The following is a 12040-nucleotide window of genomic DNA, read 5'->3' on the forward strand; positions in this document are numbered from 1 at the left end:
TCACGATGGCAACCAAGAGCAAGGCGTACAACGACGCCGCGGCCAAGATCGACGAGGGCCGCTACTACACCCCGCTGGACGCGATCCGTCTGGCCCAGACCACGTCGCCGACCAAGTTCGACGCCTCCGTCGAGGTCGCGATGCGTCTGGGTGTCGACCCGCGCCAGGCCGACCAGATGGTGCGCGGCACCGTCAACCTGCCCAACGGCACCGGCAAGACGGCCCGCGTGATCGTCTTCGCCACCGGCCCGCAGGCCGAGGCGGCGCTGGCCGCCGGAGCCGACGAGGTCGGCGACGACGACCTCATCGAGAAGGTCGCCGGCGGCTGGACCGACTTCGACGCGGCCGTCGCCGCGCCGAACCTGATGGGCAAGGTCGGCAAGCTGGGCCGCGTGCTCGGCCCCCGTGGCCTGATGCCGAACCCCAAGACCGGCACCGTCACGATGGACACCGCGAAGGCCGTGTCCGACATCAAGGGCGGCAAGATCGAGTTCCGCGTGGACCGTGCGGCGAACCTGCACTTCATCATCGGGAAGGTCTCCTTCTCCGATGCGCAGCTCACCGAGAACTACGTGGCAGCGCTCGAGGAGATCCTGCGTCTGAAGCCGTCCTCCTCGAAGGGCCGCTACATCAGCAAGATCACCGTGTCCACCACGATGGGCCCGGGCGTCCCGGTCGACGTGAACCGCACGCGCAACCTGCTCGAGGACACCGACGAGGCCGCCTGAGCCTCCTCGCCCCGCAGCACGGCGCGTCAGCGCTTCGGAGCCCCCTCCGCCCGCCCGGGTGGAGGGGGCTCCTCTGTGCCGTGGGGCTGCGGCGTCCCTCTGCATGGGGCCCCGGGGCGTGGGGTCTGGGGCGTGGGGCCCTCCACGTCGGGGGCCCTCCACATCGGGACCCGGGCCTGGGAGGGACTCATAGCGCACCATCAGCCATATACGGCAGATGATGCGCTGTGAGTCCCTCCGAAGCCCGATCCGACGATTCGGGCCCTGCCCGATGGGCCGGGCCCTGCCTGCCCGACGATCCAGGCCCTGCCCGACGATCCAGGTCCTGTCCGACGGCCCGCACCCACCCGACGGCCCGTACTCATCGGCGCCAACACCCTCACCCGACGCCTCGACCCCCGCTCCGACGGCCGCACCCCGCGAAGCGCTCGGACTGTGAGTCACCGCGCACGGATCCCGATGGCGCCGCACCGTGAGCCTCGGCTAGTCTGGGCTTACCGAAGACCGCCGGTCGTCGTGCCCGCCACCGGGCTCGACCGAAGGACTCCCCACGGGGACGGCCTGCGCAGGTGATCCGAACGACCGTCGCACGGTCGCCCGTGCCCGGGGAACCGGGAGTGGAGGCAGCCTCGAAGCTGCCGCGCTGCATGGGCAGAGTGCGCCCGGGCCTCGACACCTGCGTGTCGAGGCCTTTTCCGTGTCCGCTGCAGGATCGATCGCCGCGTGCGACCGTCCGGGCGGACCGCCCCTCGGGGCGGGTCCCTCAGCCGTCGGCCCGAGACCTCTGGAAGGAGGGCCATGGCGAAGCCCGAGAAGGTGGACGCCGTCGCCGAGCTCACGCAGCTGTTCCGTGAGTCCGACGCCGCCGTTCTCACCGAGTACCGCGGCCTCAGCGTCACGCAGCTCCAGCAGCTGCGCCGCTCGCTGGGTGCTGACACCACCTACGCCGTGGTGAAGAACACGCTCACGGAGATCGCCGCCCGCGAGGCCGGCATCGACGCGTTCGAGGGCAAGCTGGCCGGCCCCACCGCCATCGCCTTCATCAAGGGTGAGCCGGTCGGACCGGCCAAGACCCTGCGTGACTTCGCCAAGGGCAACGAGAGTCTCGTCCTCAAGTCCGGTTACTTCGAGGGCAAGCCCCTCTCCGAGGACGATGTGAAGACCCTCGCGGACCTCGAGTCCCGCGAGGTGCTGCTGGCCAAGGCAGCAGGCGCCTTCAAGGCGAACCTGTCCAAGGCCGCTGCCGTGTTCCAGGCGCCGCTGTCGAAGACGGCGCGCACTGTGGACGCGCTGCGTGCGAAGCAGGAGGCCTGAGCCGCGAGGCTCGTGCCATCTGCCCAGCACACCTCAGCGCGTCGGCGCTGACCTCGGCCGCCCGTCGAGCACATCGACGGAAGGTCTGCACAACCAGGCGCGAATGCGCCGCTCCCAGGCATGGAGCCGCACGGCTCCGCAACAGGAAGGAACGCCCATCATGGCGAAGCTCAGCAACGACGAGCTCATCGATGCTTTCAAGGAGATGTCCCTCATCGAGCTCTCCGAGTTCGTGAAGCAGTTCGAGGAAATCTTCGACGTCACCGCGGCCGCCCCGGTCGCCGTCGCCGCGGGTGGCGCTGCCGCCGGTGGCGAGGCCCCCGCCGAGGAGGAGAAGGACGAGTTCGACGTCATCCTCGACGGCGCCGGCTCCGCGAAGATCGCCGTCATCAAGGAGGTGCGCGCTCTGACCGGTCTCGGCCTGAAGGAGGCCAAGGACCTCGTCGACGGCGCCCCCAAGCCGGTTCTCGAGAAGGCGACCAAGGACGCCGCCGAGAAGGCCAAGGAGCAGCTCGAGGGCGCAGGCGCCTCCGTCACCGTCAAGTGATGACGGCGCCGGGCGTGCGGGTCCGAGACCGAACGGGTCGAGGAGCCGACGCCTGAGGCGCACATCTGCTGGCAAGGGCCGTCCCGCTTCGGCGGGGCGGTCCTTGCGCATGTCCGGACGGTGCAGGATGGGCGCATGCGCACCGTCCACTGCCTGACCCGCACCATCGATCCCGGCGGAGGTGCGACGCTCCGCCGGGAGGAGATTCGCCTCGACGAGATGTCCGCGCGGCTCGCCCAGGACACCGGGACGACGGTCTGGATCGACGTCGTCCAGGACTCGGTCCACCATGACTCGGCGCGCGACGCCGGCTCCGCGGGCCGAGCCGACGCCACCGATGATGTCACCGACGACGGATCCACCGACGACGCTGCCTCCGCGCCCGACAGCGCAGGGGCCGGCACGGCGCCGAGCCTCGACGGCTCCGTCGTCCGCGCCCTGACCGAAGCGCTCGAGCTCTCCTCGAGCGAGGTCGAGGGGATCCTGGGTGCCCGTGCACGCCCGAAGGCGGTTCGCCATCACAGCCACCTCGCCTTCGTCGTCTACGCGCCGGTCCCGGTGGGACGCGCCGCTCTGGCGGCACGGGGTGAGGATCCCGAGGCCCCCGTGGAGGACGCTCCTCAGCCCCGTCGGGGGGAGGATCAGTTCCGCGCCTCCCGGATAGCGGGATTCGTCCTGCCCGGGGGAGTGGTGACGATCCGCTCGGACGACGCCTTCGATCTCGGTGGGCTCGCGGATGCGTGGGAGTCGGACGAGGCGACCGACCTCGGGGGCGAGGGGCTGGCCCATCTGCTCCTCGATGCCGTCGTCGATGCGCAGTTCTGGGCCGTGCAGTGGTTGGACGACCGGCTCGACGATCTGGAGGACCGTGTCTTCGATGCCGGTGGCCGCGGTGGGGGAGGCATCGAGTCGGCGGCGGCCGCACTGCGCACCGAGATGACCCGCCTGCGGCGCGGCGTGCTGCCGATGGCGGGGGTGGTCAACCGGCTTCGTGAGGGGGCCTCCGATCCCGGTCCGGGATCGGGAGCAGCGCCGGGCTCGGACTCTTCCCGGAGCCCTGCCTCCACGTCGAGCAGCGACACCGATCCCGGCCCCGACTCCCTCAGGGCGGCGGAGCTGCGCTCGCGGCACGCGGCCCTCGCCGACCACGCGACGCGCACCGAGGAGTGGCTCGATTCCCAGCGCGAGACCCTCAACGGCGTCGTGGACACGCACCTGGGTCTGCAGGACCAGCACCTCAACGTGGTGATGCGCCGACTGGCGGGATGGGCCGCTGTGATCTCCGTCCCGACACTGGTCACCGGCTGGTTCGGGATGAACGTCCCCTACCCGGGCTCGGGGAGCGCCGCGGGGCTCGCCCTCGCGGTCGCGCTCGTCGCGGTGCCGACCCTCGTCCTCGTCATCGTGCTGCGCCGCGCCCGCTGGATCTGACGCGCGGTCGCGCGCCTGCTTGACTCCGCGCTCCTCAGCGCGCATTCTTATGCCTGATCGAGAGCTGTTCCTGTCGACAGACCCTTCCGATCGGCGATCCCGCACCATCGGTGCGACGTGAGAGGACCGGGCACACGGCCCGCCCCGCCGACGGCCCCGATCGTCGCGAGACGTCGGGTGACCAGAACCAGACAGGAAGCTCCGCCCTCCGCGCCAGGCATATGGCGGTCGACGCGGATGGACCTTCCGCGCTCTGCGGACTTGTGTCCATCCGTCATCTCCCGTATGCTCTCTCTTTGCGCTGTGTCGTCTTCGATCGTCAGCCCGCCGGAAAGCCTGGAGCCCTTCGCCCCCTGCAGGTCCGCGCGTGGCGCAGAGCCGCAGATCCTCTGCTCGACCTGGGAGGACGCCGCCGCGCGGTCCACTGTCACCGGCCTGTGGAAGGACCACCCTTGGCTGCCTCGATCACCGATCGAACCACTGAAATCGCGCAGCGCACCGCGTCGCCGCGCGTCACCTTCGCGAAGCTCGGGGATCCCCTCGACGTCCCCGACCTGCTGAGTCTCCAGACGACCTCCTTCGACTGGCTGCTCGGCGACGAGCGCTGGCAGGAGCGCGCCGCCGAGGCGGAGGCCGCGGGACGCGAGGACGTCCCCCAGACCTCGGGTCTGGCGGACATCTTCGAGGAGATCTCCCCCATCGAGGACTTCGCCGGCAACATGGCGCTGTCCTTCCGCGACCACACCTTCGACGACCCGAAGTACACGGTCGAGGAGTGCAAGGAGAAGGACCTCACCTACTCCGCGCCGCTGTACGTCATCGCCGAGTTCATGAACAACGAGACCGGCGAGATCAAGACCCAGACGGTCTTCATGGGTGACTTCCCGCTGATGACGGACCGAGGCACCTTCATCATCAACGGCACCGAGCGCGTGGTCGTCTCGCAGCTCGTGCGCTCGCCCGGCGTCTACTTCGACGAGAGCGTCGACAAGACCAGCGACAAGCACATCTTCGGCGCGAAGATCATCCCCTCGCGCGGTGCCTGGCTCGAGTTCGAGGTCGACAAGCGCGATCAGGTCGGCGTGCGCATCGACCGCAAGCGGAAGCAGTCGGTGACCACGCTGCTGCAGGCCCTGGGCATGTCCCAGAGCGACATCCTCGAGGAGTTCGGCGAGTTCGAGTCGATCCGCTCGACCCTCGAGAAGGACCGCACCACCTCCCAGGACGAGGCGCTGCTGGACATCTACCGCAAGCAGCGCCCGGGCGAGCCGCCCACGCGCGACGCGGGCGAGGCGATGCTCAACAACCTCTACTTCAACGAGAAGCGCTACGACCTCGCGAAGGTCGGCCGCTACAAGATCGGCAAGAAGCTGGGTCTCGAGGGCCCGCTGTCGCAGTCGACCCTCACGCTCGAGGACATCGTCGCCACCATCAAGTACGTGGTGGCCCTGCACGACGGCCTGAGCGAGTACACCAGCGCCGACGGCACCACGCTGCGCGTCGAGACCGACGACATCGACCACTTCGGCAACCGTCGCATCCGCGCGGTGGGCGAGCTGATCCAGAACCAGGTCCGCACGGGCCTGTCCCGCATGGAGCGTGTCGTGCGCGAGCGCATGACCACCCAGGACGTCGAGGCCATCACGCCGCTGACCCTGATCAACATCCGCCCGGTGACGGCGGCGATCAAGGAGTTCTTCGGCACCAGCCAGCTCTCGCAGTTCATGGACCAGAACAACCCGCTGTCGGGTCTGACCCACAAGCGTCGCCTCTCGGCGCTGGGCCCGGGCGGCCTGTCCCGCGACCGCGCGGGCATGGAGGTCCGTGACGTCCACCCGAGCCACTACGGCCGCATGTGCCCGATCGAGACCCCTGAGGGCCCTAACATCGGCCTGATCGGCTCGCTCGCGACGTTCGCGCGGATCAACCCCTTCGGCTTCGTCGAGACGCCGTACCGCAAGGTCAACAAGGGCCAGGTGACCGACGAGATCGTCTACCTGACCGCCGACGACGAGGACCGTCACGTCATCGCCCAGGCCAACGCGCCGCTGAACGAGGACGGCACCTTCGTCGAGGAGACCGTGCTCTCGCGCCTCACCGGCGGCGAGCCCGAGCTGATGCCCGCCGACGAGGTGGACTACATGGACGTCTCGGCCCGCCAGATGGTGTCGGTCGCGACCGCCATGATCCCCTTCCTCGAGCACGACGACGCCAACCGCGCGCTGATGGGTTCGAACATGCAGCGCCAGGCCGTGCCGCTCATGCGCACGGAGATGCCGCTCGTCGGCACCGGCATGGAGCGTCGGGCCGCGGTCGACGCGGGCGACGTCATCGTCGCCGAGAAGGCCGGCGTGATCGAGGACCTCTCGGCCGACCTGATCTCGGTGATGGCCGACGACGGCACCCGTCAGACCTACCCGATCGGGAAGTTCGAGCGCTCCAACGCGGGCAACTGCTACAACCACCGCGTGCTGTGGAACGAGGGCGATCGGGTCGAGGTCGGCTCCGTCCTCGCCGACGGCCCCTCCACCGAGGAGGGCGAGCTCGCGCTCGGCAAGAACCTCCTGGTCGCGTTCATGTCCTGGGAGGGCCACAACTACGAGGACGGCATCATCCTGTCCTCGCGCATGGTCCAGGACGACGTGCTCACCTCGATCCACATCGAGGAGCACGAGGTCGACGCCCGGGACACCAAGCTGGGGCGTGAGGAGATCACGCGCGACATCCCGAACGTCGGCGACGACGTCCTGGCCGATCTCGACGAGCGCGGCATCATCCGCATCGGCGCCGAGGTCGACGCGGGCGACATCCTGGTCGGCAAGGTCACCCCGAAGGGTGAGACCGAGCTGACCCCGGAGGAGCGCCTGCTGCGCGCGATCTTCGGCGAGAAGGCCCGCGAGGTGCGCGACACCTCGCTGCGCGTCCCCCACGGCGAGTCCGGCACCGTGATCGGCGTCCGGGTGTTCACCGAGGAGGACGAGTCGGACATCCTGCCGACCGGCGTCAACGAGATGGTCCGCGTCTACGTGGCCCAGAAGCGCAAGATCACCGACGGTGACAAGCTCTCCGGGCGTCACGGCAACAAGGGCGTCATCGCCAAGATCCTGCCCGTCGAGGACATGCCGTTCCTCGAGGACGGCACCCCGGTGGACATCATCCTGAACCCGATGGGTGTGCCCGGCCGTATGAACATCGGCCAGGTGATGGAGGTCCATCTGGGCTGGGTCGCCAAGCACGGCTGGTCCCTGGACCCGACGTCCGAGGCCGCGAAGGACCTGCCCGACTCGGCGCTGACCGGTGAGCCCGGAACCCCCGTCGCGGTCCCGGTCTTCGACGGCCTCTCTGGCGCCGAGCTCGAGGGCCTCATCGCCAACCACACGCCGAACCGTGACGGTGAGCGGATGGTCAAGGAGGACGGGAAGGCGCAGCTGTTCGACGGCCGCTCCGGCGAGCCGTTCCCGCGTCCGATCTCCGTGGGCTACATGTACATCCTGAAGCTCCACCACCTGGTCGACGACAAGCTCCACGCCCGTTCGACCGGTCCGTACTCGATGATCACGCAGCAGCCGCTGGGCGGTAAGGCCCAGTTCGGCGGCCAGCGCTTCGGCGAGATGGAGGTGTGGGCCATGGAGGCGTACGGCGCCGCCTACGCCCTCCAGGAGCTGCTGACCATCAAGTCCGACGACATCCCCGGCCGCGTCAAGGTCTACGAGTCGATCGTCAAGGGCGAGAACGTCCCCGAGCCCGGCATCCCGGAATCCTTCCGCGTGCTGCTCAAGGAGATGCAGTCCCTGTGCCTGAACGTGGAGGTGCTCTCCAGCGACGGCACCGCCCAGGAGGTCCAGGAGAACGATGAGGAGGTCTTCCGCGCCGCGGAGGAGCTCGGCATCGACCTGTCCCGTCGTCCCCACGAGGGCGTCGGCTCCATCGAAGAGGTCTGAGGCGTCGGCCCGGGGGAGCGCCGCCTGAGGCCGCTCCCCGGGTCCGCCCCGGTCCACTTGGACATCGATTCCACCAGTCTTCAGATTCGAGAGAAGGACACCTGTGCTCGACGTCAACACCTTCGACGAGCTGCGCATCGGACTCGCGACCGCGGACGACATCCGCACCTGGTCCCACGGCGAGGTCAAGAAGCCCGAGACCATCAACTACCGCACTCTCAAGCCCGAGATGGACGGTCTGTTCTGCGAGCGCATCTTCGGTCCCACCCGGGACTGGGAGTGCTACTGCGGGAAGTACAAGCGCGTGCGCTTCAAGGGCATCGTCTGCGAGCGCTGCGGCGTGGAGGTCACCAAGTCCTCCGTGCGCCGTGAGCGCATGGGCCACGTGGAGCTCGCGGCTCCCGTCACCCACATCTGGTACTTCAAGGGCGTGCCGAGCCGTCTCGGCTACCTGCTGGACCTGGCGCCGAAGGATCTCGAGAAGGTCATCTACTTCGCGGCCTACATGATCACCTCGGTCGACGAGGAGGCTCGTCACGAGGACCTCCCCGACCTGCAGGCGCGTCACGACCTGGAGGTCAAGGAGCTCGAGAACGAGCGCGACGCGGCCATCAACGACCGCGCCGTCTCGGCCGAGCAGGACCTCGCCAAGCTCGAGGAGGAGGGTGCCAAGGCCGACGCCAAGCGCAAGGTCCGCGACTCCTCCGAGCGCGAGCAGGCCCAGATCCGCAAGAAGTACGACGCGGAGATCGCCCGCGTCACCGCGGTGTGGGAGCGCTTCAAGGAGCTCAAGGTCGCCGACCTCGAGGGCGACGAGCAGCTCTACCGCGCCATGAAGCTGCGCTTCGGCACCTACTTCGAGGGCGGCATGGGCGCCGAGGCGCTCCAGCAGCGCCTGCGGGACTTCGACCTCGAGGCGGAGACCGAGACGCTGCGCGACGTCATCGCCAACGGCAAGGGTCAGAAGAAGGCCCGCGCCCTCAAGCGCCTCAAGGTCGTCACCGCCTTCCGAACCACCACCAACTCGCCCGAGGGCATGGTGCTGGACTGTGTCCCGGTGATCCCCCCGGACCTGCGTCCGATGGTGCAGCTGGACGGCGGCCGCTTCGCGACCTCCGACCTCAACGACCTGTACCGCCGCGTGATCAACCGCAACAACCGTCTCAAGCGGCTGCTCGATCTCGGCGCGCCCGAGATCATCGTGAACAACGAGAAGCGCATGCTGCAGGAGTCGGTCGACTCGCTGTTCGACAACGGTCGACGTGGCCGTCCGGTCACCGGGCCGGGCAACCGCCCGCTGAAGTCGCTCTCGGACATGCTCAAGGGCAAGCAGGGTCGTTTCCGCCAGAACCTGCTGGGCAAGCGCGTGGACTACTCGGGCCGCTCGGTCATCGTGAACGGTCCGCAGCTCAAGCTCCACCAGTGCGGTCTGCCCAAGGGCATGGCCCTCGAGCTCTTCAAGCCCTTCGTGATGAAGCGGCTCGTGGACCTCTCCCACGCGCAGAACGTGAAGGCCGCCAAGCGGATGGTCGAGCGTGCGCGCCCCGAGGTCTGGGACGTGCTCGAGGAGGTCATCACCGAGCACCCGGTGCTGCTGAACCGTGCACCCACCCTGCACCGTCTGGGCATCCAGGCGTTCGAGCCGCAGCTGGTGGAGGGCAAGGCCATCCACCTGCACCCGCTCGTGTGCGGCGCCTTCAACGCGGACTTCGACGGCGACCAGATGGCCGTCCACCTGCCGCTGAGCGCCGAGGCGCAGGCCGAGGCCCGCATCCTCATGCTCTCGAGCAACAACATCCTGAAGCCCTCCGACGGTCGCCCGGTGACCATGCCCGCGCAGGACATGATCATCGGTCTCTACCACCTCACCACGGTGCGCGACGACGCCGAGGGCGCCGGCCGCTCCTTCGCCTCGGTCTCCGAGGCGATCATGGCGCACGACGGTGGTGACCTCGAGCTGAACGCCCCCGTGCGGATCCGCTTCGAGGACATCGTCCCGCCGCGCGGCTGGCAGGCGCCGGAGGGCTGGAGCGAGGGCGACCCGATCACCCTGGACACCACCCTCGGCACGGTCTACTTCAACGAGACCCTGCCCGTGGACTTCCCGTACGTGGAGGGCCAGGTCGGCAAGAAGCGTCTGGGCGGGATCGTCAACGAGCTCGCCGAGCGCTACGAGAAGGGGCAGGTCGCCGCGTCGCTGGACGCGCTCAAGGCCTACGGCTTCTCGTGGTCGACCCGCAGTGGTGTCTCCTTCGCCTTCTCCGACGTCATCGCGCCGGAGAACAAGCAGGAGATCCTCCAGAAGTACGAGGAGCAGGCCGCTCGCATCCAGGAGAACCGTGACCTCGGTCTGGTCTCCGAGGCCGAGCGCAACGCCGAGCTGATCGACATCTGGTCCAAGGCGACCGACGAGGTCGACGCCTCCATGCAGAAGAACTTCGAGGAAACCCCGACCAACTCCATCTACCGGATGGTGAACTCGGGCGCCCGAGGTAACTGGATGCAGGTCCGTCAGATCGCCGGTATGCGTGGTCTGGTGACGAACCCGAAGGGTGAGATCATCCCGCGTCCGATCCTCTCCAACTACAAGGAGGGGCTGTCGGTCCTGGAGTACTTCATCGCCTCGCACGGCTCCCGCAAGGGCCTGGCGGACACCGCGCTGAAGACCGCCCAGTCGGGCTACCTCACGCGTCGGCTCGTCGACGTCTCGCAGGACGTCATCGTCCGCGAGGGCGACTGCGGCACCTCGAAGGGCCTCACCCTGCCGATCGCCTCGGAGGAGGCGGGCTCGCTGGTGGCCGACGAGAACATCGAGACCACGGCGTACGGCCGGACCCTCGCGGTCGCGGCGACCGACGCCGAGGGCAACGAGGTCGCCGCCGCGGGCTCCGACGTGGGCGACGTGCTCATCGACAAGCTGATCGCCGCGGGCGTCACCGAGATCAAGGTGCGCTCCGTGCTCACCTGCGACTCGGCCGTCGGCACCTGTGCGCTGTGCTACGGCCGCTCGCTGGCCACCGGCCAGCTCGTGGACATCGGCGAGGCCGTCGGCATCGTCGCGGCCCAGTCGATCGGCGAGCCCGGCACCCAGCTGACCATGCGTACCTTCCACACCGGTGGTGTGGCGAGCGCCGACGGCGACATCACGCACGGTCTGCCGCGTGTGCAGGAGCTCTTCGAGGCCCGCACCCCGGCCGGCTTCGCGCCGATCACCGAGTCGGCAGGCCGCGTGGAGGTCGAGGAGAACGAGAAGCAGCGTCGTCTGACGGTCACGCCCGACGACGGCACCGACCCGGTCACCTACAACGTGCCGCGTCGCGTGAGCCTGCTGGTCGCCGACGGCGACCACGTCGGTGTCGGCCAGCAGCTCTCCCAGGGCTCCGTCGATCCCAAGCAGGTGCTGCGCATCCTCGGCCCCCGTGCGGTGCAGAAGCACCTCGTGGACGAGGTCCAGAAGGTGTACATCAGCCAGGGTGTGGACATCCACGCCAAGCACATCGAGGTCATCGTGCGCCAGATGCTGCGTCGCGTGACGATCATCGAGTCCGGTGAGACCGACCTGCTGCCCGGCGACTACTCGGATCGAGTGGTCTTCGAGCGGGAGAACCGTCGGGTGCTCTCCGAGGGCGGGCAGCCGGCCTCCGGCCGTCCCGAGCTGATGGGCATCACCAAGGCCTCGCTCGCGACCGACTCGTGGCTCTCGGCGGCCTCCTTCCAGGAGACCACCCGCGTGCTCACCGAGGCGGCCCTGAACCGCAAGAGCGACCAGCTCATGGGGCTCAAGGAGAACGTGATCATCGGCAAGCTGATCCCCGCCGGCACCGGACTTCCCCGGTTCCGTCGGATCTCGGTCGAGCCGACCGACGAGGCGAAGGCGCAGATGTACCAGGTGCCGGGCTACGACGAGCTGGACTTCTCCGGCTACGGCGCGGGCGCGGTCAACCTCGACGACATCGACTACTCGGATCCGTTCCGCAGCGACTTCCGCTGATCCTGCGGCGCCGTCTGACGCCGGCGCCCGCAGACCCCAGGACGGGCGGTCCCACCACGGTGGGGCCGCCCGTCCTGCATGTGCGGAG

The 12040-nt window shown here is 68.9% G+C and carries 6 protein-coding genes; all 6 read left to right on the forward strand.

From position 1 onward, the window contains the following. Window positions 1–5 precede the first annotated feature (5 nt). Window positions 6–728, forward strand: a complete 723-nt coding sequence (gene rplA / locus DEO23_RS03970; RefSeq protein ID WP_109274661.1) for a 50S ribosomal protein L1 — start codon at window positions 6–8, stop codon at window positions 726–728. A 798-nt stretch (window positions 729–1526) separates the two neighbouring features. Beyond that, on the forward strand, window positions 1527–2042 hold the full coding sequence (gene rplJ / locus DEO23_RS03975) for a 50S ribosomal protein L10 (protein ID WP_109274662.1): 516 nt from the start codon (window positions 1527–1529) through the stop codon (window positions 2040–2042). 160 nt (window positions 2043–2202) lie between these two features. Further along, window positions 2203–2589: a 50S ribosomal protein L7/L12 gene (gene rplL / locus DEO23_RS03980; RefSeq protein WP_109274663.1), complete on the forward strand. Its 387-nt coding sequence runs from the start codon at window positions 2203–2205 to the stop codon at window positions 2587–2589. 135 nt (window positions 2590–2724) lie between these two features. Beyond that, a complete protein-coding gene (locus tag DEO23_RS03985; RefSeq protein WP_109274664.1) occupies window positions 2725–4020 on the forward strand; it encodes a CorA family divalent cation transporter in 1296 nt (431 codons plus the stop codon). A gap of 452 nt (window positions 4021–4472) precedes the next feature. Beyond that, window positions 4473–7961: a DNA-directed RNA polymerase subunit beta gene (gene rpoB, locus DEO23_RS03990; protein WP_109274665.1), complete on the forward strand. Its 3489-nt coding sequence runs from the start codon at window positions 4473–4475 to the stop codon at window positions 7959–7961. Between the two features lie 103 nt (window positions 7962–8064). Further along, window positions 8065–11952 (forward strand): DNA-directed RNA polymerase subunit beta', encoded by a 3888-nt coding sequence (locus DEO23_RS03995; protein WP_109274666.1) that lies wholly within the window; start codon window positions 8065–8067, stop codon window positions 11950–11952. Window positions 11953–12040: the final 88 nt, after the last annotated feature.

It is taken from the genome of Brachybacterium endophyticum, from assembly GCF_003130585.1.
GTDB classification, from domain to species: domain Bacteria; phylum Actinomycetota; class Actinomycetes; order Actinomycetales; family Dermabacteraceae; genus Brachybacterium; species Brachybacterium endophyticum.

Excerpts from the sequence above, each read along its gene's own strand:
- rplA (WP_109274661.1), top strand. The coding sequence starts at position 6 with ATGGCAACCAAGAGCAAGGCGTACAACGACGCCGCGGCCAAGATCGAC.
- DEO23_RS03985 (WP_109274664.1), top strand. The coding sequence starts at position 2,725 with ATGCGCACCGTCCACTGCCTGACCCGCACCATCGATCCCGGCGGAGGT.
- rplJ (WP_109274662.1), top strand. The coding sequence starts at position 1,527 with ATGGCGAAGCCCGAGAAGGTGGACGCCGTCGCCGAGCTCACGCAGCTG.
- rplL (WP_109274663.1), top strand. The coding sequence starts at position 2,203 with ATGGCGAAGCTCAGCAACGACGAGCTCATCGATGCTTTCAAGGAGATG.